This window comes from Enterobacter cloacae complex sp. R_G8, assembly GCF_024599795.1.
GTDB lineage: Bacteria > Pseudomonadota > Gammaproteobacteria > Enterobacterales > Enterobacteriaceae > Enterobacter > Enterobacter dissolvens.
Window position 1 is genome coordinate 143,516 of sequence record NZ_CP102246.1, and the last position, 23,532, is coordinate 167,047.

Annotated in this window: 21 protein-coding genes and 1 other annotated feature; of the genes, 4 read left to right on the plus strand and 17 right to left on the minus strand. The window is 56.0% G+C overall.

The genetic code is table 11. From position 1 onward, the window contains the following. Positions 1-36 precede the first annotated feature (36 nt). Together NQ842_RS00720 and NQ842_RS00725 are read right to left on the minus strand one after the other, a co-directional pair. Positions 37-1,359: a 6-phospho-alpha-glucosidase gene (locus NQ842_RS00720; protein ID WP_047360532.1), complete on the minus strand. Its 1,323-nt coding sequence runs from the start codon at positions 1,357-1,359 to the stop codon at positions 37-39. After that, positions 1,356-2,978, minus strand: coding sequence for an alpha-glucoside-specific PTS transporter subunit IIBC (locus NQ842_RS00725; protein ID WP_014830043.1), 1,623 nt, complete (start codon positions 2,976-2,978; stop codon positions 1,356-1,358). Before NQ842_RS00725 ends, NQ842_RS00720 begins: the two co-directional genes overlap by 4 nt. Positions 2,979-3,200: 222 nt before the next feature. Here NQ842_RS00725 and NQ842_RS00730 point away from each other — a divergent pair, with 222 nt between their 5' ends. Further along, positions 3,201-3,947, plus strand: a complete 747-nt coding sequence (locus NQ842_RS00730) for a GntR family transcriptional regulator (protein ID WP_013094792.1) — start codon at positions 3,201-3,203, stop codon at positions 3,945-3,947. Here the strand turns inward: NQ842_RS00730 and NQ842_RS00735 are convergent. The 3 genes from NQ842_RS00735 to ibpA all read right to left on the minus strand — a co-directional run bounded on the left by NQ842_RS00735 (position 3,915) and on the right by ibpA (position 6,717). Beyond that, positions 3,915-5,576: a putative transporter gene (locus NQ842_RS00735; protein ID WP_013094791.1), complete on the minus strand. Its 1,662-nt coding sequence runs from the start codon at positions 5,574-5,576 to the stop codon at positions 3,915-3,917. The two genes, NQ842_RS00730 and NQ842_RS00735, sit on opposite strands and share 33 nt — an antisense overlap. A gap of 165 nt (positions 5,577-5,741) precedes the next feature. Beyond that, complete coding sequence (ibpB, locus tag NQ842_RS00740) at positions 5,742-6,170, minus strand: small heat shock chaperone IbpB (protein WP_013094790.1); 429 nt, start codon at positions 6,168-6,170, stop codon at positions 5,742-5,744. Positions 6,171-6,306: 136 nt separating this feature from the next. Next, positions 6,307-6,717, minus strand: a complete 411-nt coding sequence (gene ibpA / locus NQ842_RS00745) for a small heat shock chaperone IbpA (protein WP_006177605.1) — start codon at positions 6,715-6,717, stop codon at positions 6,307-6,309. Then, positions 6,711-6,783, minus strand: a sequence feature (ROSE (Repression Of Heat Shock gene Expression) occurs in the 5'-region of heat shock genes and acts as an RNA thermometer to modulate expression.). Its footprint overlaps the gene before it by 7 nt. A 248-nt stretch (positions 6,784-7,031) precedes the next feature. Here ibpA and NQ842_RS00750 point away from each other — a divergent pair. Next, positions 7,032-7,364 (plus strand): YceK/YidQ family lipoprotein, encoded by a 333-nt coding sequence (locus NQ842_RS00750; RefSeq protein ID WP_020685435.1) that lies wholly within the window; start codon positions 7,032-7,034, stop codon positions 7,362-7,364. Here NQ842_RS00750 and NQ842_RS00755 read toward each other — a convergent pair. From NQ842_RS00755 to NQ842_RS00790, 8 genes are all read right to left on the minus strand, one after another. After that, a complete protein-coding gene (locus NQ842_RS00755; RefSeq protein ID WP_257256414.1) occupies positions 7,361-8,590 on the minus strand; it encodes a DUF3748 domain-containing protein in 1,230 nt (409 codons plus the stop codon). The two genes, NQ842_RS00750 and NQ842_RS00755, sit on opposite strands and share 4 nt — an antisense overlap. Before the next feature lie 50 nt (positions 8,591-8,640). Continuing rightward, a complete protein-coding gene (locus NQ842_RS00760; RefSeq protein WP_161496901.1) occupies positions 8,641-9,978 on the minus strand; it encodes an MFS transporter in 1,338 nt (445 codons plus the stop codon). A gap of 180 nt (positions 9,979-10,158) precedes the next feature. Further along, positions 10,159-11,307, minus strand: coding sequence for a galactonate dehydratase (dgoD, locus tag NQ842_RS00765; RefSeq protein ID WP_014830036.1), 1,149 nt, complete (start codon positions 11,305-11,307; stop codon positions 10,159-10,161). After that, positions 11,304-11,921 (minus strand): 2-dehydro-3-deoxy-6-phosphogalactonate aldolase, encoded by a 618-nt coding sequence (locus NQ842_RS00770; protein ID WP_020685439.1) that lies wholly within the window; start codon positions 11,919-11,921, stop codon positions 11,304-11,306. The genes dgoD and NQ842_RS00770 overlap by 4 nt, the downstream gene beginning before the upstream one ends. After that, entirely contained in the window at positions 11,905-12,783 is an 879-nt protein-coding gene (locus NQ842_RS00775) for a 2-dehydro-3-deoxygalactonokinase (protein WP_257256415.1), read from the minus strand. Before NQ842_RS00775 ends, NQ842_RS00770 begins: the two co-directional genes overlap by 17 nt. Beyond that, positions 12,780-13,469: a D-galactonate utilization transcriptional regulator DgoR gene (gene dgoR / locus NQ842_RS00780; protein WP_003861109.1), complete on the minus strand. Its 690-nt coding sequence runs from the start codon at positions 13,467-13,469 to the stop codon at positions 12,780-12,782. The genes NQ842_RS00775 and dgoR overlap by 4 nt, the downstream gene beginning before the upstream one ends. A 226-nt stretch (positions 13,470-13,695) precedes the next feature. Beyond that, positions 13,696-14,508 carry a sugar-phosphatase gene (yidA, locus tag NQ842_RS00785; RefSeq protein ID WP_257256416.1) on the minus strand — a complete coding sequence of 271 codons (813 nt, stop codon included), beginning with the start codon at positions 14,506-14,508 and terminating at the stop codon, positions 13,696-13,698. A 114-nt stretch (positions 14,509-14,622) separates the two neighbouring features. Next, the gene (locus tag NQ842_RS00790; RefSeq protein ID WP_257256417.1) at positions 14,623-15,648 is read right to left on the minus strand and encodes an NAD(P)-dependent alcohol dehydrogenase; all 1,026 of its coding nucleotides are present in this window, start codon (positions 15,646-15,648) and stop codon (positions 14,623-14,625) included. A gap of 110 nt (positions 15,649-15,758) precedes the next feature. Between NQ842_RS00790 and NQ842_RS00795 the strand changes: the two genes are divergently transcribed. Beyond that, the gene (locus tag NQ842_RS00795; protein WP_257256418.1) at positions 15,759-16,694 is read left to right on the plus strand and encodes a LysR family transcriptional regulator; all 936 of its coding nucleotides are present in this window, start codon (positions 15,759-15,761) and stop codon (positions 16,692-16,694) included. Between the two features lie 33 nt (positions 16,695-16,727). Here NQ842_RS00795 and gyrB read toward each other — a convergent pair whose 3' ends face one another. The 4 genes from gyrB to dnaA are packed head-to-tail and all read right to left on the minus strand — an operon-like array spanning position 16,728 to position 22,743. After that, complete coding sequence (gene gyrB, locus NQ842_RS00800; RefSeq protein ID WP_014830030.1) at positions 16,728-19,139, minus strand: DNA topoisomerase (ATP-hydrolyzing) subunit B; 2,412 nt, start codon at positions 19,137-19,139, stop codon at positions 16,728-16,730. A gap of 28 nt (positions 19,140-19,167) precedes the next feature. Then, positions 19,168-20,241 (minus strand): DNA replication/repair protein RecF, encoded by a 1,074-nt coding sequence (gene recF, locus NQ842_RS00805; protein ID WP_014830029.1) that lies wholly within the window; start codon positions 20,239-20,241, stop codon positions 19,168-19,170. Beyond that, entirely contained in the window at positions 20,241-21,341 is a 1,101-nt protein-coding gene (gene dnaN, locus NQ842_RS00810) for a DNA polymerase III subunit beta (protein WP_014830028.1), read from the minus strand. Before dnaN ends, recF begins: the two co-directional genes overlap by 1 nt. A 4-nt stretch (positions 21,342-21,345) precedes the next feature. Further along, positions 21,346-22,743 carry a chromosomal replication initiator protein DnaA gene (gene dnaA, locus NQ842_RS00815; protein ID WP_014830027.1) on the minus strand — a complete coding sequence of 466 codons (1,398 nt, stop codon included), beginning with the start codon at positions 22,741-22,743 and terminating at the stop codon, positions 21,346-21,348. Between the two features lie 637 nt (positions 22,744-23,380). Between dnaA and rpmH the strand changes: the two genes are divergently transcribed. Continuing rightward, positions 23,381-23,521, plus strand: a complete 141-nt coding sequence (gene rpmH / locus NQ842_RS00820) for a 50S ribosomal protein L34 (protein WP_000831330.1) — start codon at positions 23,381-23,383, stop codon at positions 23,519-23,521. Positions 23,522-23,532 lie beyond the last annotated feature (11 nt).

Genomic DNA, 23,532 nt, shown 5'->3' on the forward strand with positions numbered 1-23,532 from the left:
AAGGAGACCGGCATCAGGCGATGCCGGTCAGGAGGGTTAATGCAGCTCTGGCCAGTAATCCTTATTGGCCTCGATCAGATCATCCAGAATGGCTTTGGCAACAGACGCGCTTGGTACGGTTTTCGACAGGGTGATCGCCTGCCAGAGTTTCTGGTACGAGCGTTGCTCCCAGGCATCCACCACCAGTTTTTCCACCGCCACCTGCTGGCTCATCAGCCCTTTCTGGAAGTGAGGGATATCGCCCACGGTGAGCGGCTCCGGCCCGTTATGGCCCACCAGACACGGAATTTCCACCATCGCGTCGGCATCAAAGTTATGAATGGCCCCGTTGTTTGGCACAATCAGCAGCATCCGCTCCTGGGTATTAAAGGCAATCGCCGTCGCCAGATCGACGATGTACGACGCATGTTCGTCAATCTCCAGCTCACCGGCAGAAGATTTTCCGGCTTCAATAATCGCCCGGCACGAACTGAACACGTGCTTCTCACGGTGATCCATGACTTCATTGGCACGGGTCCGTTCAGGATTTGAGTGCGCGACCACATAGTCCGGGAACAGGTAATACTTCAGATAGGTGTTTGGCATGGTGTCCGGATCCAGCGCCTGCACGTCTTTGGCTTTGGCGAAGGTATCGTTCCAGCTCGCTTCGGTATGAGCATTGTCAGAAGGCGGTACATAGCCGTTTTTCGCCACATATTCGCGCAGTTTCGGCATCAGATCGTTACCGTTCAGATCTTCAATCGATGTCCACCAGCCGAAGTGGTTCAGACCGTAGTAGCGCACGCGCATCTCCTTGCGGTCTTTCAGGCCGACAATCTGCGCCATGCGCCCTTCTATGCCGATCGGCATATCGCAGATGTTAAGAATCCTGGCATTCGGGCGCAGGCGACGGGTCGCTTCCGCCACAATCGCCGCCGGGTTGGAGTAGTTCAGCATCCACGCATTCGGTGAGTACTGCTCCATGTAATCCACCAGTTCCAGCACGCCGCCGATGGAGCGCATGCCGTAAGAGATCCCACCCGGGCCGCAGGTTTCCTGCCCCAGCACACCGTGACGCAGCGGGATTTTTTCATCTTTTTCACGCATCGGGTATTTGCCCACACGAATGTGCGCCATCACGAAATCCACATCGGTAAACGCCGCTTTTGGATCGGTGGTGTAGCTAAACTCAATCTCCGGTGCCTGTTCCTTAAGGATAATTTTGCACGCCTCGGCGATAGTCTCCTGACGTGCGCCGTCGTTGTCATAGAACTTCAGGGCTCGCAGCGGGAAACGGTCACGGTTGGCTAACAGCATCAGGACGATACCAGGCGTAAAGGTGCTGCCGCCGCCTGCAATGACAACTGAGAATTTTTTCATGATATAGCCTCTGTCAGGGTGGTTTGTTCATTCGTTAAAGGGGTTTTCATCAGCGATTCCAGCTGGTCGCGCACCTGGGGAACGTGCAGGCCAACGATCACCTGTATGCCGTTGCCGCGTCGCACCACGCCATGTGCACCCAGGGCTTTGAAGACCTCATCGCTTTGGGTTTGCGCCATGTCGACCAGCGCGATACGCAAGCGGGTGGCGCAGTTGTTGATGCTTTCGATGTTGGCCGCGCCGCCCAGCGCCTGCAGAAATCCGGCGGCTTGCCCGACCTGCTGGCTGGCGGCAGCCGGGGCGGTGGTTTGTCCGCGCGCCGCCTTATAGTCCGCCTTGCTGTAGAGTTTGATTTCACTCTCTTCACGGCCCGGCGTTTTGAGGTTCAGACGCTCAATCAGCGTTTTGAAGACCACGAAGTAAAGGCCGGTGAAGCAGACGCCGATGCCAATCTGGGTGAATACCGTTGAAGCGTGGTTATGGAACATGGGGATCCAGTTTTGCGGCAGGAACTGGTCCAGCAGGCCACCGCCCATGTTGCCCACCACGCCAAAGGTGTACATCACCGTCGCCATGGTGGCCGCCAGCACGGCGTGAATGGCAAACAGCAACGGCGAGATAAACAGGAAAGTAAATTCCAGCGGTTCGGTAATCCCCACCAGCACGGCGGTAAGCGTGGCCGGGATCAGCAGGCCCGCGACCTTGACGCGATTTTCCGCTGATGCGGTGTACCAGATCGCCAGCGCAATCCCGACCGAGCCAAACACTTTTGAATTGCCGTGCAGCGCGAAACCGCCTTCCGGGAACAGGGTTTTCAGCGGCAGCGTGCTCTGGCTGAACGCCTGAAGATGCTGCGCCCAGTAGACCTGAATCCCACCCTCAACAGCGGCCGGGCCAAAGATAAACGGACCGTAGACGAAGTGGTGCAGCCCGGTTGGGATCAAAATGCGTTCCAGGAAGGTATATACCCATACCCCAAGCGCACCGGCGGAGCGTAAGAACGCCTGCAGGGACTCAATGCCCATCTGCACTTTCGGCCAGCCCAGCAGCGTGAGCCAGGCGCAGGGGATCATGACGAAAAACGCGATTATCACCACAAACGAGGTGCCCTGGAAAATGCCCAGGAAAACCGGCAGCGGTTTCTCGAAAAAACGGTTATGGATCGCAGTGACAATACCTGAAATCGCAATGGCCCCAATAATGCTGGTATCAAGGGTTTTGATCCCGGCAATCATCGCCAGCCCGCTTCCCGCCGTCGGTTCGGCGGAAAAGTCGACGCCAAAGAAGTGGCCCCAGGTCATCCCCATCGCGTTGATGAAGTAGTTCCAGGTCAGGAAGCTTATCAGCACCGCCAGACAGGCGCGGCCCTGCGCCTGCTTCGCCAGACCAATCGGTAAGCCAACGGCAAAAATCAGCGGCATATTGCGGAACACCGCCCAGCCGCCCTCTTCAATGATGTGCACGATCTGCGCGAACAGATTATCAGGAGCCGTTAAGGCTTCGCCCACGAAAAGCGGATTGCGAAGCATGATGGCGATTCCCACCACGATCCCGGCAAAGGGAAACAGCAACACCGGGGTAAACATGGCACCACCAAAACGTTGTATTTGACTGAGCATTTTTAAATCCTCACGTAACAACCTGTAGGGGAGAGAGGCCTTTATGGTTTTGTGCTGGCCTGAGGTGAGCATAAGAACTTACTGATGCGCGAACATGGCGTGCCGCTGCGATTCGTGATCGCATTCATGGTTTTATTTTGACCAATCAGGTCTACTTTTCGATGTAAATATGGACATGTCAGGATGCAATCCACACCCTGATACTGGCAGAGAGGTCTACTGGTGATCTACAAATCCATTGCCGATCGATTACGGCTACGGCTGAATTCATCGGACTACAACATCGGCAGCCCCATTCCGGGTGAGAAAGCGCTGGCGCAGGAGTTTGGCGTGGCGCGCATGACCATTCGCAAGGCGCTGGATCTGCTGGTGAGCTGGGGGCTGGTTGAGCGGCGGCACGGCAGCGGGACGTTTGTAGCACGCAAAGATGTGCACCATGAAACCACCAACCTCACCGGGCTGGTGGAGGTACTGCGTCAGCAGGGCAAAGAGGTACAGAGCAAGGTGTTGCAGTTTGAAGTGATGCCCGCCCCGCCCGCCATCGCCAGCCAGCTGCGGATCCAGGTGGATGAGCGGATCTACTTTTCCCGCCGGGTGCGCTACGTGGACGGAAAACCGCTGATGCTGGAGGACAGCTTTATGCCCGTGAAGCTGTTTCGCAACCTCTCGCTGGCGCATCTGGAAGGGTCAAAGTTTGATTACATCGAGAAGGAGTGCGGAATTACAATCAGCGGCAATTACGAGAGCCTGACGCCGGTACTGGCCGATAAACAACTCGCTGGTTACATGAACCTGCCGGAGCAAACGCCGCTGCTGCGCATTACCTCTCTCTCCTACAGCGACAGCGGCGAGTTCCTTAACTATTCCGTGATGTTCCGAAATACCAGTGATTACCAGGTGGACTACCATCTGCGGCGCATCCACCCGGACGACCTGCTAACTCATCCCCCAGAACAGCACCGCCAGTAGCTGCGGGGTGATGATGCGCAGGAACATGACCAGCGGATAGACCGTAGCGTACGACAGCGCCGCCGCGCCGCTGGTGGCGTGCAGGCTATTGGCAAAGGCCAGCGCCGGTGGATCCGTCATTGACCCCGCCAGCATGCCGCAGAGCGTCAGATAGTTCATTTTAGCGAACATTCGCGCCAGTATGCCGACCGTCAGCAGCGGGATCGCGGTGATGAAGATGCCGTAGCCGACCCAACTCATCCCTTCCCCCCTGACCAGGGTATCGACAAAATCGCCACCGGATTTTAGCCCGACGACCGCCAGAAACAGCACAATGCCCAGCTCGCGCAGCGCCAGGTTGGCGCTCGGCGGCATAAACCAGTAGAGCTTACCGACACAGCCGATTCGCCCAAGGATCAGCGCCATAATCAGCGGCCCACCCGCCAGACCCAGCTTGAGGGCCACCGGGAACCCCGGTATATACAGCGGAATGGAGCCAAGCAGCACGCCCAGCCCGATACCGATAAACACCGGCAGCATTTGTACCTGCTGCAGTTTTTGCTGAGCGTTACCGACCATATCCGCCACGGCGTCAATGGACGACGGACGCCCGACCAGGTTAAGAATATCGCCGAACTGCAGGCTGGCTTCCGGGCTGGCGACCAGTTCAACACCGGCGCGATTGAGACGAGAGATAACCACGTCGTAACGTTCTTTTACCTGCAGATCGCGTATTTTCTTGCCCAGAACGTGCTCGTTAGTTACCACCACACGCTCCACGCGCATGTCGGTGCCGCGGGTAGAGAGCGAGGTATCCACTTCCTGACCAATCACCAGCCGCGCGTTGTTTAAATCCCCGGGCTGCCCGACAAGGTGCAGCAGATCGCCTTGCCGGATAATGGTGCCAGGCGCGGGCACCATCAGCATTTCGTCACGTTTCAGGCGCGAGCAGATGATATTGGCGCTGTTCAGGATCGGCACGTCCTGAATCGCCATGTTGTTCAGATTGGGGTTATCGACGCGAATGTTGATGGTTTTGATCGGCATATGGCCGTTGGTAAGCGTGGTTTCGTGGTCCTTCGCCTCTTTGTCGACGTTAATGCGAAAGAGCACCCGAACCAGCCACATGGAGAGCAGAATGCCGCAAATCCCGAACGGATAGGCCATGGCATAGCTCATCCCCATCTGGTCGACAATGCCGGGTTCGATACCTAAATCGCGCAGGATTTGCTGGCCCGCACCCAACGCGGGCGTGTTAGTCACGGCCCCGGAGAAAATGCCCAGCACCACGGGCAGCGGAATTGCGAAGAGTTTATGCAGGATAGCGGTGACCAGCCCGCCCATTACGACGATGCCGAGGGCAAACAGATTGAGGCGTAATCCGGAAACCCGCAGGGAAGCAAAAAAGCCCGGCCCGACCTGAATGCCGATGGTATAGACGAAGAGGATCAGGCCGAATTCCTGCGTAAAGTGAAGCATATCGGCGCTGAGAACCAGCCCGAGTTTGTCAGCAAAGTGCCCGACAAAAATGCCGCCAAACAGCACCCCACCGATCCCAAACCCGACGCCACGGATTTTGATGTTGCCAATCCATAATCCAACAACAGCGACCAGGGCCAACACGCTGACGGTTAACGCGATATCACTCATGATCCACTTCCTTGCATAACCTTAGTTATGTTAAGGATTCTCTCAGAGGTAAAGGGCGTTGTATGGGTGATGGCGCACAAAAAAGCCCTGCCGGGGCAGGGCTTTAACTTTTCACCCTCTCCCTGTGGGAGAGGGCTGGGGGTGAGGGCACCAGCCCGCACAGCATTAGCTATTCAGCGCCGGCCGCTCGCTAATGGCGATACGCTGTGGCGCGATGGCTTCCGGCACGTTACGGACCAGGTCAATATGCAGCAACCCGTTGGTAAAGGTCGCGCCGGAGACTTCCATATGATCTGCCAGGGTAAAGCTCAGGCTAAACGGCTGAGTCACCAGCCCCTGATGCAGCCATTTGGTCTCGGTTTCTTGTTTTTCCGGCGACCCTTTCACGGTCAGACGCGTGCCTTCGAGCTGGATATCCAGATCGTCCTGGCGGAACCCGGCCAGCGCCAGCGTGATGCGATAGTGGTTATCGTCGCTTTTTTCGATGTTATACGGCGGAAACGTCTGGTGCTCAGTGGTGCTTTGCAGGGCGTTAGCCAGTTTGTCAAAACCAATCCACTGACGCAGCAGGGGGGATAAATCGTAGTTACGCATACTAAATCTCCTTCTGAGAAGCGAGTTCGGCACAGTTTATTTTTGTGCACAGTTGTTCCTGCAAATCCTTGTGGATTCGCATATGCTCCCGGTTCGGCAAGCAATTCTGAGTGGGCCGCTGACGCGACCCGCGGCATTAATTAATTTCGATACGGCGCGGTTTTTTCTCTTCCGGAATCACACGTTCCAGCTCGATAAACAGCAGACCGTTGACCAGGTTCGCGCCTTTAACGTGAATGTTCTCCGCTAACTGGAACTTGCGTTCAAAGTTGCGCTCGGCGATGCCCTGGTAAAGGTAGGTACGTTCTTTCTGCTCAGCCGTATGTGAACCTTTCACCACCAGCAGGTTGTCCTGCGCGGTGATCTCCAGTTCGCTCTCTGCAAAACCGGCGACAGCAATGGCAATGCGGTAGTGGTTTTCATCAACCAGCTCAACATTGTATGGAGGGTAGCCGTTGCTCTGGCTTTGGTTATTTTCTAAATGGTTAAACAGGCGGTCAAAACCAATTGCAGAACGGTATAGCGGGGAAAGATCGAAGTTACGCATAAATAAAAGCTCCTGAAATCAGCGAGAAATTTTAGCCTTCCACCATGGACAGGCCATTGCGCCCCCGAACACCCATCAGGCGTGCTCGTTATCGGGTTACATTCTTAAAATGGGTCTGGAACCGGTGTTTTCAACCGCGACGTTCGCACTTTTTTTTGCACTTTTGTGCTTCTCGCTTAGACTGGGACAACAGCACAAAGGGTTAAATTGCGATGGCTGCCACAGTGCGGGGTTATTGGGCTATTCATTTTCAACAAGGCTCGCTATAACCCAGAGTTGCAGGTCTATGCAGTGCCATTAACGATGACTGAGTGATGATGAAAAATGTTCTGATTAAGCTGACGATGTTCAGCGGGGTGGTTTTACTTTGCGGGTGTTCGAGCGTGATGTCTCACACCGGCGGTAAAGAAGGAACATATCCGGGGACGCGCGCCAGCGCGGCGATGATCTCCGATGATGACACGAACTGGGGCACCAAATCCCTGGTGATCCTCGATATGCCGTTCACGGCAGTGGCCGATACGCTTTTGCTGCCCTGGGATATGTTCCGCACGGACAGTTCCGTACGCTCGCGCGTTGAGAAAAGCGAGCAGCAAAATCTGGCAACCAACGCCGTTATCCCGCCCGCCGAGATGCCGCGACGCTAATCCTGTGCGGTTTCCGTTAGCCACAGCTGGCGGAAACCCTCTTTCTCCTCCATCCATGCAATAGCGCGCCCGTTCGGGGAAAAGACGACCGCATCGGCAGACGGCGGATTGCCGTGATCGGACGTCAAAAACGTGACTTCTCCGGTCTGCGCATCGCAGCAGGCGATACGATTTTCCAGCACAAATCCCAGACTGTCGCCCGAAGGATGCCAGTTGAATGCCGACTGGATACCGCTTTCGGTATGCGTTAACTGACGCGGCTCGCCCCCCTCCGGTGAGATCAGCCACAGCTGGACAATGCCGTTGTCATCACGCATCAGAAAAGCAATCTGCGTACCCTGCGGGTTGCTGCGCACCCAGTGGCGCGGCACGTTCACCAGCCCCGGATACGCCTTTTGATGGGTAAAGGTCAGACGGCGCTGCAGCACGCCAGCAGGCGGTGCTGGCATCGTCTCTGGCGTGCCCTGCAATGGCGCATCGCCTGCTTGTTTCCAGCCCTGCTCGTCTTTGGGCAGATCGACAATAAACAGTTCAGGCACTTTTTCGCCTTTCACAGACAGGGTATCGCCAATAAACGCCAGCCTGCCGTTGCCCACCCAGCCCTCTTCATAGGCGCGGTTGATCTCATCGCTGCCCGGCTGTGGGTTCAGCGTCGTGCGGCTTACCAGCACGCTCCAGAAGGTGCCCGGATATTCATGAGGATGGTTGCCCTGCGGGATGACCGGGCCAAAAGGTGCGGCGACGCCAACGTTACGTAAATCGCGCTTTGGATCGCGTTCATGCAACACATGGTCGTTATAGGTAAAGCTGACGAACTGCCCGTTCGGGCTAAAGACGTGGACATGGCTGCCGCCACGGAGTGCGCCTGCGGTATAGGGCGCGGTGATATCCATGGCATCGAGGTTGCTCGCCTGGCCGTTATGGACAATCACGCCCTGACGATGATGAAAATCGTATTGCCAGTCTGCATCCGGGTTTTTCGGGCCGTGGATAAAGACGTATTTGTCTTGTGCAGGATGAACGGTCACCACGCCAACATGCGCGCCGTGCGTGGCACGATAAATCACCTCAACCTCGCCCGTCCTGACGTTTACCCGCTCAATGGTTTCGCCAGTGAACGATGCCCCGGACGGGCGCACATCATAGACCAGCCACTGGCTGTCCGGTGTCCAGGTATTGATATTGGTGAGCTGATGGTTGCGGGAAGCGAAGGTGATTTGTTTCATGGGATACCCTGATGCGCAGTTATCGCATCAGGGTAAAACATCCGAAGGGATTAGCCTACTCGTTTCACGTCGCCGACCAGCAGGATGTAGGAGAGCGCGCCAATCAACGCCACGGCGGAGATGTAGACCAGAGCCGGGCCAAAGCCGTAGTCCTGCGCCAGGTAGCCGATGACCAGCGGCACAGTGATCCCGCCGAGTCCACCGACGAAGTTAAACACACCACCGGTGAGGCCAATCAGACGCATCGGCGCCAGAGATGACACCAGCGACCAGGTGATAGAGGCAAAACCGTTGCCGAAGAACGCGAGCGCCATCAGGGTCATAATCCACACCGGATCGTTGGTGTAGTTGGCGCCCATGATACAGGTTGAGATCAGCAGCCCGCAGATAATCGGCGTTTTACGCGCAACACCTAATGAGACGCCTTTTTTGACCAGCTTATCCGCCAGCCAGCCCGAGAGCAGCACGCCAAAGAATGCGGCAAGGAACGGCACGGTGGTCATAAAGCCCGCCTTCAGCGCGGTAATCCCCTTTTCCTGAGTGAGGTAATTCGGGAACCAGGTCAGGAAGAACCACAGCGTCGACGTAACCGCAAACTGACCGAGATAAACCCCCACCAGCTTACGATGGAAGACCAGCTTCCAGTCCGCGCGGGTCAGCGGCTGACGCGCCTCTTTTTTCACTGGCGCATCGCCGTCTACCAGGCCGCCACCGTCGCGGATGTAGTCCAGTTCCGCTTTGGTGATATTTTTTGTCAGACGCGGCGGTTGATAGACCTTGAACCAGATCAGGGACCAGATAATGCCGATCCCACCGGTGACGATAAACACCCAGTGCCAGCTTAGCAGCTCCTGGATCCAGATTAACAGCGGGGTCAGGAACGCCAGGCCGACAAACTGCCCGGAGGTGTAAAAGCCCACCGCAGAGGCACGTTCATGCTCCGGGAACCAACTGGTGACCATACGGTTGTTGGTGGGGAACGCGGGTGCCTCGAAAACGCCGGTGATAGCACGCAGGCCAATCAGCGACATCAGCCCGGTCGCGAAGCCCTGGAACAGGGTCGCCACAGACCAGCCTAAAATGGCGATGAAGTAGGTCAGACGCGACCCCACGCGGTCGAGGAACCAGCCGCCGGGGATCTGGCATAGCGTATAAAGCCAGGCAAACGCCGAGAAGACATAGCCCATTTCCGCTTTGGTGATCCCAAACTCTTCCTGAATATGGGCCGATGCCACGGCAAGGTTGGCGCGGTCAACGTAGCAAATGACCACAGTAATAAAGATCATGATTAGCGTCAGGTAGCGGCGACGCCCGGTCTTGGTAGCAGTAACTGGAATATCCATCGCAATCTGTCTCCAGATTTTGGGCATAGCGAAGCCGCTCACCATGCCCTGTAATTTACAGAGGGTGTATTTGGTTTTTTTAATTAAAAACGTAAACAGAATGCGCTAAATAATTCGTGCTGGGGGAAGGCGGCAAGTTTTCGCATCCCCGGGAGCATACAATAGTATGTGACCGGGGTAAGAAAACGCAGCCAACGCATCACCAGCGCGAAGTATGACGCGCATTTACCATTCCGCTACGCTGCCATCTTCATGACGCCACAGCGGGTTACGCCAGTCCGGCGCATTTTTACTGAGCTCAATGACTTTGGCTTCGTCAATGTCCACGCCAAGGCCCGGCTTCATTAATGGTTTGAAGAAACCGCCATCCATGCTGAAGTCTTCTTTGTTTTTCACAAAGTCGAGCAGTTCCGCGCCCTTGTTATAGTGAATGCCCATGCTCTGCTCCTGGAACACGGCGTTGCGGGAGACAAAATCCACGTGCAGGCAGGCCGCAAGTGCAACAGGTCCCAGCGGACAGTGCGGTGCCAGCGCCACATCATAGGCTTCCGCCATCCCGGCAATTTTGTAGCATTCAGTGATGCCGCCCGCATGGGAGAGATCCGGTTGCAGGATCGCAATACCGCCTGCTTCCAGCACGCGTTTAAACTCGAAGCGCGAGAACATGCGTTCACCCGCGGCGATAGGAATATGGGTCTGTTCAGCCAGTTTCGGATAGTATTCCGCCTGCTCGGCCAGCACGGGCTCTTCAATAAACAGCGGACGATAGGGCTCCAGCTCTTTAATCAGCACTTTGGCCATTGGCGCACTGACGCGTCCGTGGAAATCCAGACCAAACTCTATCTCATTACCGAAAGCTTCACGGATTTGCGCCACGGTATTCACCGCCCGGTCCACCGCGCGCGAGTTGTCGATCACGCCCATCTCTTCACAGCCGTTGAGCTTAAAAGTATCGAAGCCGATATTGCGCAGCTGCGTAATGCCGTCGATCACTTCCGCAGGACGGTCGCCACCCACCCAGCTGTAGGCTTTGATTTTGTCGCGTACCAGGCCGCCCATCAGCTGCCAGACCGGGGCATTCAGCACTTTGCCTTTGATATCCCACAGCGCCTGGTCAATACCGGCGATGGCGCTCATCAGGATTGGACCGCCGCGATAAAAGCCCGCCCGGTACATCACCTGCCACAGGTCGTTAATGCGTGCCGGATCCTGTCCAATCAGGTATTCCCCCAGCTCATGCACCGCGGCCTCCACGGTGCGCGCGCGCCCTTCTATCACCGGTTCGCCCCAGCCAACCACGCCTTCATCGGTTTCAATTTTCAGGAACATCCAGCGCGGGGGTAAACGGTACGTGGTGAGTTTGGTTATTTTCATTGCACTGCCTCTCGATACGCTTTCACAAATGCTGCCGCCTGCTGCGCAGTACGCTCAACGGACTGTCCGGCGCGATAGAGATCGCTGCCCAGCCCCGCGCCCACACAACCGGCGTTAATCCACTGCGCCAGGTTTTCTGGCGTCACGCCGCCCACGGCAAAGACCGGCACGCTGGCGGGCAAGACCGCTTTCAGTGCTTTGATATAGTCAGGACCAAAGGCTGAAGAGGGGAAAATTTTGAGCGACTGCGCACCCGCATCGAGGGCGGTAAAGGCTTCGGTTGCCGTCGCGCATCCTGGACACACGGTCATTCCATAGCTCACCGCGCGGCGGATCACCTCGGGGTTGATGTTGGGGGTGACGATGAGCTTGCAGCCCATCTTTGCCAGCCTCTCCACCTGCTCCGGCTGCAAGACGGTTCCTGCGCCAATCAGCGCTTTATCACCAAAGGCCTCCACCACTGTCGGAATACTTTTTTCCCATTCGGGGGAGTTGAGCGGGATTTCCACCGCGTCGAATCCAGCGTCGATCACGGCACCGACGTGCGCCAGCGCCTCGTCGGGGGTAATGCCGCGCAAGATTGCGATAAGGGGAAGACTAGTTTGCCACTGCATGAGCGATGCTCCTTATTCCTGCCTGAAATGCCGTGTCACCGGATACCGTTGATACTTCACGGCCAATCGCGCGAAACGCCTGCTCGTAGCGCGACGTCAGCGCTGCACCAGCGACAATCGTGACAGCCTGCTCGCGCCCGACGAACTCACGCATGCTGGCGACTTCTGCGCCAATCAGCAGGCCAGAAAGAAACTCGCTGACCTGCTCGCGCGGGAGATTTCCCAGCACGTGCGAGGCGCGAACCTCAAAAAGTTGCGGCAAAACATCAGGAGAAGCGATCCCACGATCAAGGCCAGCAGCAAACGCCTCCGGCGACGGAACCTGCTCCGGTAAACCGGCCCCCAACAGCGAATGATTAAGCAGCAAATGGTGCAATTCGCCGGTCATCACGGTGCGAAAATCGTGGATATGCTCTGCATCTGCCCGGACCCACTTGCAGTGCGTGCCGGGCATGACGTAGACAGAAGAAGGAGAAAGCGTGCGCGCACCGAGCAGCTGTGTCTCTTCGCCGCGCATCACGTTATGGTTATCGTCGCGCGAGACGCACAAACCGGGAACAATCCAGATATTGTCGCCAACGGACGTTAACTGCTCGCCAATGGCGGAGAAAGAGACAGGAACAGGCAGATAAGGCGCGATTTTCCAGCCCACGTTGCTGCCCACCATCCCCGCCATCACCACGGGCGTGGCGCTGTCGCGCCAGTTTTGTGTCACCTCTGCTAACACCGCCTCGGGGGTTTTTCCGTTCAGACGCGTCACGCCTGCTTCTGATTGCCTGCTCTCCAGGCACTGCTCGCCCTGGTACAGCCAGGCGCGCAGATTGGTCGATCCCCAGTCAATTGCGATGTAGCGTGATGTCATGTGATTTCCTTCAGCCTTCGTGTTGAGCTGGCAATCATGGTGAGCGCCGCCTGCTCTGCCGCATCGCCGTCCTGATGCCGTATCGCATCGAACAGCGCTTTATGTTCCTGGAGCGTTTTTGGCATATTGGCCTCATCACCCATCCAGGTACGTTCAAATACTGCTCGCTGTAGCGAGCTGATCGCCACGCTAAGCTGCTGTAACACCGGGTTATGCACCGACTGCAGTACCGCCTCGTGGTAGCGAATATCCGCCTCGTTAAATGCCTCACGGTTCTGGTTATTGGCGATCATGTCGTTCAGCGCCGACTCAATCTGCGCCAGGTCACCTGAGGTGGCGCGCTCTGCCGCCCAGCGGGCGATAGCCGGTTCTACCAGGTTTCGTACCTCGCTCATGGCGCCAATCAGCCGCGGGTCGTAATCGTTTTCCAGTACCCACTGCAGAACATCGGTATCGAGGTAGTTCCACTGGTTACGCGGGGCAACAAACGCGCCGCGATAGCGTTTCATTTCAATCAGCCGCTTCGCCATCAGCGAGCGGAACACTTCCCGGATGATGTTGCGGGAGGTTTCAAACTCCTCACACAGTTCTGCCTCTGCCGGCAGCGGCGAGCCGGGAACATATTTGCCACCCACAATCTGTGTACCCAGCGTGATGACAATGCGATCGGTTTTATTGAGAGTCATGGAGAGTCCTTGTGCTCTGTAAGTCCATCACTACTTTACCGCGACCGCTGAATTTCGCCTCACTTTTGCAGTACAAACGTGAGGCCTTTCGCCTTTGCCTTGGCGACAATGTAGTACAATCAGTTAATGTTGTACTACAATCAAGATCACAAAAAGAACAATTCAATAAACTCAGGGCCAAAAAAAGCCCCGGTTGATAACCGAGGCTGATGATTAAGGGCGACTGCTAAGACAGGACAAATTTCTCAATCGCGTAAGCCACGCCGTCTTCCAGGTTAGATTTGGTGACGAATTTCGCCACTTCTTTCACTGACGGGATGGCGTTTTCCATCGCCACGCCCATACCCGCGTATTCAATCATTGCGATGTCGTTTTCCTGATCGCCCAGGGCCATGATCTCTTCAGGCTTAATGCCCAGCGCGTCGGCAAGCGACTTCACGCCGGTGCCCTTATTGACGCGTTTATCGAGGATTTCGAGGAAGTACGGTGCGCTTTTCAGCACGGTGTATTTCTCTTTGACCTCCGCCGGGATGCGCGCAATGGCTTTATCGAGGATCTCAGGCTCATCGATCATCATCACTTTCAGGAACTGAGTGTTCGGATCCATTTTTTCTGCTTCACAGAACACCAGCGGAATGGTGGCGACATACGATTCGTGCACGGTGTAATAGCTGATGTCGCGGTTAGCGGTGTAGAGCGTTGTACGATCGAGCGCGTGGAAGTGAGACCCGACTTCACGGGACAGTTTTTCCAGGAACAGATAGTCATCATAATTCAGCGCGGTTTGCGCAACCGTGCTGCCGTCCGCCGCTTTCTGCACCAGCGCGCCGTTATAGGTGATGCAGTAATCGCCCGGCTGATTCATGTGTAGCTCTTTGAGGTAGCTGTGCACGCCCGCATACGGACGCCCGGTGGTCAGTACCACATTCACGCCCTTTGCGCGCGCCGCGGCGATTGCGTTTTTAACGGCTGGAGAGATAGTGTGGTCTGGCAGCAGCAGCGTGCCGTCCATATCGATTGCAATGAGTTTGATAGCCATGAGGTCCCCGGGATAAATGAGTGCTACCTCATGCTAACGCGATTAAGCACACAAAAATAGAGCTACATTGCGCAACAGAAAACCCCTTTTTCCGCAATCCCGGGGAACGTTGGCTCACTCGCGGGTGAGGACGATTTTACCAAACGCGCCGCGATCGAGGTGTTCCAGCGCCTGCTCCAGCTGGTCAAAACGGTAGCGCTGCTCAATGACCGGTTTCAGCCCTGTCACCTCCACGGCGCGGACAAACTCTTCCAGCGCACGGCGATGCCCGACACCAATCCCCTGGATAACCGGGGATTTCAGCAACAACTCACCCGCTGATAGCGTAATCTCGCTCCCGGCCAGCACGCCAATCACCGAGATGCGTCCATGAACGGCGACGGCACGCAGGGAGTGCTGCAGGTTTTCTCCCCCCACGGTTTCAATAATGTGGTCAATGCCGCGATCCTGAGTCAGCGTTAAAAGCGCTTCAGCCCAGTCACCTTTCAGCCGGTTGATACCCCGATCGGCTCCCAGTTTTTTGGCCCGCGCCAGCTTTTCATCACTCCCCGAGGTCACGTAAACCTCTGCACCGAGTGCTTTTGCAATTTGCAGTGCGAAAATCGCCACCCCGCCGGTGCCTTGTACCAGCACCGATTGTCCGGCTCGCAAGTTCCCGCGCTCCACCAGCGCAAACCAGGCGGTTAGCCCTGCACACGGTAATGTGCTGGCCTCAACGTCATCCAGGGTTTCCGGAGCGGCCACAAGCCCGTTTTCATTCACGATCACGTACTCAGCCAGCATCCCCGGGAAGTACCCTCCGCTCGTTTTATAAGGCAAATCGCGGGCATCCGCCTGCGGCTTGCCGTCCATCCACTCCGGGAAGAACGTCGAGATAACACGGGCACCGGGTTTGAAACGCGTCACGCCTTCACCAATGCTGTCCACCACGCCGGCCATATCAGACGCCGGTGTGAACGGGAAGGAGAGCGGGATCGGCATAATGCCTTCAATAACCATTTTATCGCGATAGTTGAGCGCAACGGCATTCACCCGCACGCGCACTTCGCCTGGACCTGGCGCAGGAATGGGCTCCTGGGTGAGTTTGAGATTCTCGCGCCCGAGAGCGTCCATTGACCAGCGTTGCATTGTCTCTGCCATCGTTTTTCTCCTGCCGTTAAATGAGCTTCAGTATCGACAGTCTACCGTTGACTCCAGATTGCCAGTAGCGATAACTTTTCCCACTATTGACGCCATAATGGAAACAATCCATGACCAGTTCGCTGAAGGATATTCCCGTTTTTGTGGCCGCCGTGGAGGCGGGCAGTTTTGCGCAGGCCGCGATCCGCCTGCATTTGTCACGCTCCGCGGTGGGAAAAAGCATTGCTCGCCTGGAAGAGCGGCTCGGAGTCCGTCTGTTTCACCGCACCACCCGCAGCCAAAGCCTGACCGATAACGGGGCGCTTTTTTATGAGCGCTGCCTGCGCGCACTGGAGGAGATTCGGGGCGCAGAAACCCTGCTGGAAACGGGGAAGCAGCAGGTCAGAGGCCGCCTGCGTGTGGCCATGCCGGTGCTGTTTGGTCGCCAGTGTGTCGCCCCACTGCTGATAGAACTGGCGCAGGAACATCCCGGTCTTGAGCTGGAAATGTCATTCAGCGACCGCGTGGTGGATCTCGTAGAGGAAGGGTTTGATATGGCGGTGCGCAACGGCACGCTGCAGGACAGTAGCGTTCTGGTGGCCAGAAGACTGGGAGAACATCGCATGGTGCTGTGCGCCGCACCAGATTATCTGCAGAAAAGCGGTCTGCCAGAAACCGTTGCGGATTTACCTCGCCATACGGCCATTAACTATCTGCGCGCAGGCAGAGTGTTACCCTGGCAACTGATGGATAACGAAGGAACGTCGCACACCTTTACTCCCCGCTCATCCCTCAATATGGATGATTTGCAGGCGATTTGCGACGCAGCGCTGGCAGGCCACGGCATTGCATGGTTGCCCTGCTGGATGGCCAGCAGAGAAATTCATCAGGGAAAACTCATCCCGCTTTTAAAGCAGGCGCCGGATGTGCGCTTCGACGTTCACGCGGTCTGGCAACAGACGCCGCATCTGCCACTCAGAGTCAGAATTGCCGTCGATACGCTTGCCAGCCGACTACCATCAGTGCTGTCGCTGGAAATGCCTCCGCCCAAAAAAAAGCCGCGCTAAATGCGCGGCCTGAGTCGTGCTGTGTAACAACGATTAAATATCAATATTCGCCGCTTTCAGCGCGTTCTCTTCGATGAAGGCACGACGTGGTTCAACCGCATCACCCATCAGGGTGGTGAACAGCTGGTCGGCAGCAATCGCGTCTTTAACGGTAACGCGCAGCATGCGACGGCTTTCCGGATCCATGGTGGTTTCCCACAGCTGATCCGGGTTCATTTCGCCCAGACCTTTATAACGCTGGATAGAAAGGCCGCGACGGGACTCTTTCACCAGCCAGTCCAGCGCCTGCTCGAAGCTGGCTACCGGCTGACGACGTTCGCCACGTTCGATGAATGCATCGTCTTCAATCAGACCGCGCAATTTCTCGCCGAGGGTACAGATACGACGGTATTCCGGGCCGGTCACAAACTCGTGCTCCAGCGGGTAATCGGTATCGACGCCGTGGGTACGCACGCGAATAATCGGCTCAAACTGCTGAGCAGCATTCTGCTGAACGTCGAACTTCCACTGGCTACCGTGCTGCTCTTTCTCGTTCAGCTCGCTCACCAGAGCGTTTACCCAGCGGGTCACAGCCTGCTCGTTGCTCAGATCGGCTTCAGTCAGGGTTGGCTGATAGACCAGCTCCTTCAGCAGCGCTTTTGGATAGCGACGCTCCATACGACCAATCATTTTCTGCGTGGCGTTGAACTCAGACACCAGACGCTCCAGCGGCTCACCTGCCAGTGCCGGGGCGCTGGAGTTTGCGTGCAGGGTCGCGCCATCAAGTGCGATCGCGATTTGGTACTGATCCATCGCGTCGTCATCTTTAATGTACTGTTCCTGTTTGCCTTTCTTCACTTTGTACAGCGGCGGCTGTGCAATGTAGACGTGGCCACGTTCAACGATTTCCGGCATCTGACGGTAGAAGAAGGTCAACAGCAGCGTACGGATATGCGAGCCATCGACGTCCGCATCGGTCATGATGATGATGCTGTGATAGCGCAGCTTGTCCGGGTTGTATTCGTCACGGCCAATGCCGCAACCCAGCGCGGTGATCAGCGTCGCTACTTCCTGTGAAGAGAGCATTTTGTCGAAACGCGCTTTCTCAACGTTGAGGATTTTACCTTTCAAAGGCAGGATAGCCTGGTTCTTACGGTTACGGCCCTGCTTCGCAGAACCGCCCGCGGAGTCCCCTTCCACAAGGTACAGTTCGGACAGCGCCGGGTCACGTTCCTGGCAGTCAGCCAGTTTGCCCGGCAGGCCAGCTAAGTCCAGCGCGCCTTTACGACGGGTCATTTCACGGGCTTTACGCGCCGCTTCACGGGCACGCGCTGCATCGATAATTTTACCAACAACAATTTTCGCGTCGTTAGGGTTTTCCTGCAGGTAGTCGCTCAGCAGTTCGTTCATCTGCTGTTCAACCGCCGATTTCACCTCAGAGGAGACCAGCTTGTCTTTGGTCTGTGAGGAGAACTTCGGATCCGGCACCTTCACGGAAACCACGGCAATCAGGCCTTCACGGGCGTCATCACCGGTGGCGCTGACTTTCGCTTTCTTGCTGTAGCCTTCTTTGTCCATATAGGCGTTCAGGGTACGGGTCATCGCCGCACGGAAGCCTGCAAGGTGCGTACCACCGTCACGCTGTGGAATGTTGTTAGTGAAGCAGTAGATGTTTTCCTGGAAACCATCGTTCCACTGCAGGGCCACTTCCACGCCGATACCGTCTTTTTCGGTGGAGAAATAGAAGATATTTGGGTGAATTGGCGTTTTGTTCTTGTTCAGGTATTCAACGAACGCTTTGATACCACCTTCATAGTGGAAGTGGTCTTCTTTGTTGTCGCGTTTGTCACGCAGACGAATTGAGACGCCGGAGTTCAGGAACGACAGTTCACGCAGGCGTTTTGCCAGGATGTCGTACTCGAATTCGGTGACGTTGGTGAAGGTTTCGAGGCTCGGCCAGAAACGCACCATGGTACCGGTTTTTTCGGTATCGCCGGTCACCGCCAGTGGCGCTTCAGGCACGCCGTGCTGATAGATCTGACGGTGAATTTTGCCTTCGCGCTGGATAACCAGTTCCAGTTTCTGCGACAGGGCGTTTACCACGGAAACACCTACGCCGTGCAGGCCGCCGGAGACTTTATAGGAGTTATCGTCAAATTTACCGCCTGCGTGCAGAACGGTCATGATCACTTCTGCAGCAGACACGCCCTCTTCCGGGTGGATACCGGTCGGGATACCACGGCCGTCATCCTGTACGGAAACGGAGTTATCGGCGTGGATGGTGACGATAATGTCTTTACAGTGACCCGCGAGCGCTTCGTCGATAGCGTTATCTACCACCTCGAATACCATGTGGTGCAGACCGGTGCCGTCATCCGTATCGCCGATATACATACCCGGGCGCTTACGCACCGCATCCAGCCCTTTCAGGACTTTGATACTGGAGGAGTCATAAGAATTCGACATCAACGTTTCTCGCTCATTTCAACTTGGGTTAATCCGTTATTTTACCCTTTTCCACGGTAAACATCTTCGAATTTTCGTCCGACATGTCCATAACGTGTTCAGCGCTAATGGCGCTGACGAAAACCTGCGACTGCGTGGCTTTTAAGCGGCTGGCAAGCAGTCCGCGCCGCGCGTCGTCAAGTTCCGAGGCAAAATCATCTATCAGGTACAGGCAGCGTCGCCCGCTCTCACGGGTTAAAAACTCCCCCTGCGCCAGGCGCAGCGCGCACATCAGGAGCTTGAGCTGCCCACGCGACAGTGTGTCTTCCACCGGCGCACCGTCAGCACGAATGCGGAAATCCGCCTTGTGCGGGCCGTGCGCGGTGTAGGTCAACATACGGTCGCGCTCGAAGTTTCTCTCCAGCACGTCGGCATAATCCGTCTCTTTTTCCCAGCCACGCTGGAAGGAGAAGGTGAGAGAAAATTCAGGTAAAAACTGTTTGCAGGTGTCGGCCATATCTTCGGCAATACCCGCGCTGTATTCGGCACGCCAGCGGCTGATTTGTTCCGCAAGGGGAATGAGTTCCATATCCCACGGACGCAGCTGGGCGTAACGCGTCACCTGGCGCAATGCGGCGTTACGCTGCTTAAGCAGACGCTTCAGATTGCTCCAGGCGTTAAAGAAACCGGCTTCGTTGTGAAAGCATCCCCAGTCGAGGAACGCTCTTCTGTATTTGGGGCCGCCGTTGAGTAAAGTAAACCCCTCCGGCGTGATCAGCTGCATCGGCATCAGCAGCGCCAGCTCCGCCACTTTGTGGCCGTCGGTACCGTCGATGCGCACCTTGCTGTCGCCCTGCTTGTCCTTGGTCAGGCCAATGGCGGTTTCCCGCTCCGCCCCCTGCAAACGCCCGTGCAGGACAAAGGATTCCTGCTCGTGGCGAATCACGCGCCCAATCTGCAAACTGCGAAACGCCCGGCCGTGGCCGAGCGTATAGATGGCTTCAAGCACGCTGGTTTTGCCGCTGCCGTTCGCGCCAACCAGGAAGTTAAAGCCAGGGGATAAAGCGAGATCCGCGCTTTCGATATTGCGAAAGTCGCGGATCAACAGACGGGTGAGCGACATTACAGTCTCATTGGCATGACAACATAAGCCGCGCTTTGGCTGGCCGCATCTTCAATCTGTACGCTCGAAACGGAGTCAGTCAGCAGAATGCGAACGTTCTCGCATTTCAGTGCATTCAGCACATCCAGCACGTAGCTGACGTTGAAGCCGATTTCCATCTCAGCCCCGGCGTAGGTGACATCCAGAATCTCTTCTGCCTCTTCCTGCTCCGGGTTGTTGGCGGTGATTTTGATCTGGTTTTCGCTCACATACAGGCGCACCCCACGGAATTTCTCGTTAGAGAGAATCGCCGCACGGGCAAATGCCTGCTTAAGGCTATCGCAACCCGCTTCCAGCGTTTTGTCCGGATTCTTCGGCAATACGCGGCGATAATCCGGGAAACGACCATCAACCAGCTTGGATGTGAAGACGAAATCGCCCACGTGTGCGCGGATGTTGTTGCTGCCAATCTGCACGCGCAGCGGCGTGTCGCCACCGTCGAGCATACGCATCAGCTCAATCACGCCTTTACGCGGCACGATCACCGAATGGTTTGGCAGCGCGTCACCAATCGGCATAGAACAAACCGCCAGACGGTGACCGTCGGTGGCCACGGTACGCAGCTCTTCACCTTCGGTTTCGAACAGCATGCCGTTTAAATAGTAACGAACGTCCTGGTGCGCCATAGAGAACTGCGTGGCTTCAATCAGACGCTTCATCGTCGCCTGCGGCAGGGTGAATTCAACTTCACTTTGCCAGTCATCCAGGTTCGGGAAGTCAGCAGCAGGCAGCGTAGAGAGGGAGAAACGGCTGCGGCCAGAGCGCACCAGCATACGGTCGCCTTCCAGCTGCACCGCGATCTCAGCGCCTTCCGGCAGCCCACGGCAGATATCAAAGAATTTACGTGCCGGAACCGTGGTCGCGCCTGCGTCGTGCGGCTGAGTCAGCGTAACGCGCGCGATCATTTCCATTTCCAGGTCTGTGCCGGTCAGCGACAGCGTACCGTCCGCGACCTGAAGCAGCAGGTTTCCGAGGATAGGCAGCGTTGGGCGGCCACCTAATGGGCCACTCACCTGTTGCAGCGGTTTTAATAAATGTTCACGTTCAACGGTAAATTTCATAGCGTCACGATGATAATGTTCTGATTAAATTGGAAAAATCTTCTTTTATGTCGTGGCTTTCTTCGCGTAACTGCTCAATCTTGCGACAAGCGTGCAGCACGGTCGTATGGTCACGGCCACCAAACGCATCGCCGATCTCCGGCAGACTGTGGTTGGTTAACTCCTTTGCCAGCGCCATCGCCATCTGACGCGGGCGCGCCACCGAGCGGGAACGACGTTTAGACAGTAAATCTGCCACTTTGATTTTGTAGTACTCAGCCACCGTCTTCTGAATATTGTCGATAGTGACCAGTTTTTCCTGCAGTGCCAGCAAATCGCGCAGCGCTTCACGCACAAAGTCGATGGTGATCGCGCGGCCGGTAAAGTTGGCATTGGCGATGACGCGGTTCAGCGCCCCTTCCAGCTCACGTACATTTGAGCGCAGGCGCTTGGCAATGAAGAATGCCACTTCACCCGGCAGGCGAATGTCATTCTCATCGGCTTTTTTCATCAGGATCGCGACGCGGGTTTCCAGCTCCGGCGGCTCGATCGCCACGGTCAGGCCCCAGCCGAAGCGGGATTTCAGACGATCTTCCACACCGTTGATCTCTTTGGGATAACGATCCGAGGTCAAAATGATCTGCTGGTTACCTTCCAGCAGCGCATTGAAGGTGTGGAAAAACTCCTCCTGCGATCGTTCTTTATTCGCAAAGAACTGAATGTCATCGATCAGCAGCGCATCAACAGAACGATAATAGCGTTTAAACTCTTCGATCGCATTGTTTTGCAGGGCCTTTACCATGTCCTGAACGAAGCGCTCGGAGTGCATATACACCACTTTCGCATTGGGCTTGCGCGCCATAATGCCGTTACCCACCGCGTGCAGAAGGTGCGTTTTACCCAGACCCGTGCCGCCATAGAGGAACAACGGGTTATAGGCACCACCAGGGTTATCTGCCACCTGCCGAGCCGCCGCGCGTGCCAGCTGGTTCGATTTACCTTCCACGAAGTTATCGAAGGTGTGTTTGACGTTAACGTTAGAGCGGTAGGTCGGTTCTGCCGGGGCAGGAACGTTATCCCAACCTGGACGAGCGGCAGGGGCAACGCGAGGAGCCGGCGCGGGTGCGGCCTGAGCAGGCGCCGCCACGTTTACGGTTTCACGCACCGTCTGGGTGACCGGCTTTGTGCCCACTTCAAAGCGCAGTTGCGGGGCGTCTGACCCGCAGAAATCATTCAGCAGTCCGTTGATGTTATTAAGGTACTTGTCCCTTACCCAATCGAGCACAAAACGGTTTGGCGCATACAAAGCCAGCGTGTTATCGCTCAGTTCCGCCTGCAACGGGCGGATCCACATACTGAATTCTGTGGCTGGTAACTCATCCTGCAATCGGGCAAGACACTGCTGCCAAAGCGAAAGTGACACGGCGGACTCCACTCGAACAATAAAAGAAAACTATTGAATATTCATGATTGTTGGCGCACACCGACATGACCCCATCAGGGTGATGTGCGAACCGCTATCTGCGGTTATACACGCCATCGTTGAGACAACCTGAACGATGTTGTGTTTATGCCCGGCCAGGATCGTTGGATCCCGATCGGGACCGCGGATCATAGCCTAAACTGAGCCAGAGATCTTCTGTTTCTCACAGATTCTTCCCGATTTATCCACAGGAAGATCCGAAACCGGGTAAGTGTAAACGATCCTGGCAGGAGTGCCCCACGATTTAGCCCGCATATTGGAAAATTTAATGAGAACAGACAATTTTTTGCTTAAATGATCTAACGAAGATCCAGGACGATCCTTGCGCTTTGTTGATGAGACCGTATAATCCTCGACCCGGCGCGTGATGCTCATCTTCCTGCGTCGTCCGCTGCTCATTTTCCACGCGAAATCGTGCGGAAATACGCGGGAAATAAGGAAAGAGAATTGACTCCGGAGTGTACAATTATTACAATCCGGCCTCTTTAATCACCCACGCTGAGGCGTTAGTCGTTCGAATCTCGTTCGGGTATACGCAAAAGTCAGTGAATTTATTCAAGTTTAGGTAGAAATCGCCATGAAACGCACTTTTCAACCGTCTGTACTGAAGCGCAACCGTTCTCACGGCTTCCGTGCTCGTATGGCTACTAAAAATGGTCGTCAGGTTCTGGCACGTCGTCGTGCTAAAGGCCGCGCTCGTCTGACCGTTTCCAAGTAATAAAGCTAACC

Coding starts and splice junctions, on each gene's coding strand:
- gyrB (WP_014830030.1), bottom strand. CDS start 19,139: ATGTCGAATTCTTATGACTCCTCCAGTATCAAAGTCCTGAAAGGGCTG.
- NQ842_RS00725 (WP_014830043.1), bottom strand. CDS start 2,978: ATGCTCAGTCAAATACAACGTTTTGGTGGTGCCATGTTTACCCCGGTG.
- NQ842_RS00770 (WP_020685439.1), bottom strand. CDS start 11,921: ATGCAGTGGCAAACTAGTCTTCCCCTTATCGCAATCTTGCGCGGCATT.
- ibpA (WP_006177605.1), bottom strand. CDS start 6,717: ATGCGTAACTTCGATCTTTCCCCGCTATACCGTTCTGCAATTGGTTTT.
- NQ842_RS00750 (WP_020685435.1), top strand. CDS start 7,032: ATGATGAAAAATGTTCTGATTAAGCTGACGATGTTCAGCGGGGTGGTT.
- NQ842_RS00795 (WP_257256418.1), top strand. CDS start 15,759: ATGACCAGTTCGCTGAAGGATATTCCCGTTTTTGTGGCCGCCGTGGAG.
- rpmH (WP_000831330.1), top strand. CDS start 23,381: ATGAAACGCACTTTTCAACCGTCTGTACTGAAGCGCAACCGTTCTCAC.
- yidA (WP_257256416.1), bottom strand. CDS start 14,508: ATGGCTATCAAACTCATTGCAATCGATATGGACGGCACGCTGCTGCTG.
- NQ842_RS00735 (WP_013094791.1), bottom strand. CDS start 5,576: ATGAGTGATATCGCGTTAACCGTCAGCGTGTTGGCCCTGGTCGCTGTT.
- NQ842_RS00755 (WP_257256414.1), bottom strand. CDS start 8,590: ATGAAACAAATCACCTTCGCTTCCCGCAACCATCAGCTCACCAATATC.
- NQ842_RS00760 (WP_161496901.1), bottom strand. CDS start 9,978: ATGGTGAGCGGCTTCGCTATGCCCAAAATCTGGAGACAGATTGCGATG.
- dnaN (WP_014830028.1), bottom strand. CDS start 21,341: ATGAAATTTACCGTTGAACGTGAACATTTATTAAAACCGCTGCAACAG.
- dgoR (WP_003861109.1), bottom strand. CDS start 13,469: ATGACTCTCAATAAAACCGATCGCATTGTCATCACGCTGGGTACACAG.
- NQ842_RS00720 (WP_047360532.1), bottom strand. CDS start 1,359: ATGAAAAAATTCTCAGTTGTCATTGCAGGCGGCGGCAGCACCTTTACG.
- ibpB (WP_013094790.1), bottom strand. CDS start 6,170: ATGCGTAACTACGATTTATCCCCCCTGCTGCGTCAGTGGATTGGTTTT.
- dgoD (WP_014830036.1), bottom strand. CDS start 11,307: ATGAAAATAACCAAACTCACCACGTACCGTTTACCCCCGCGCTGGATG.
- NQ842_RS00790 (WP_257256417.1), bottom strand. CDS start 15,648: ATGGCAGAGACAATGCAACGCTGGTCAATGGACGCTCTCGGGCGCGAG.
- recF (WP_014830029.1), bottom strand. CDS start 20,241: ATGTCGCTCACCCGTCTGTTGATCCGCGACTTTCGCAATATCGAAAGC.
- NQ842_RS00775 (WP_257256415.1), bottom strand. CDS start 12,783: ATGACATCACGCTACATCGCAATTGACTGGGGATCGACCAATCTGCGC.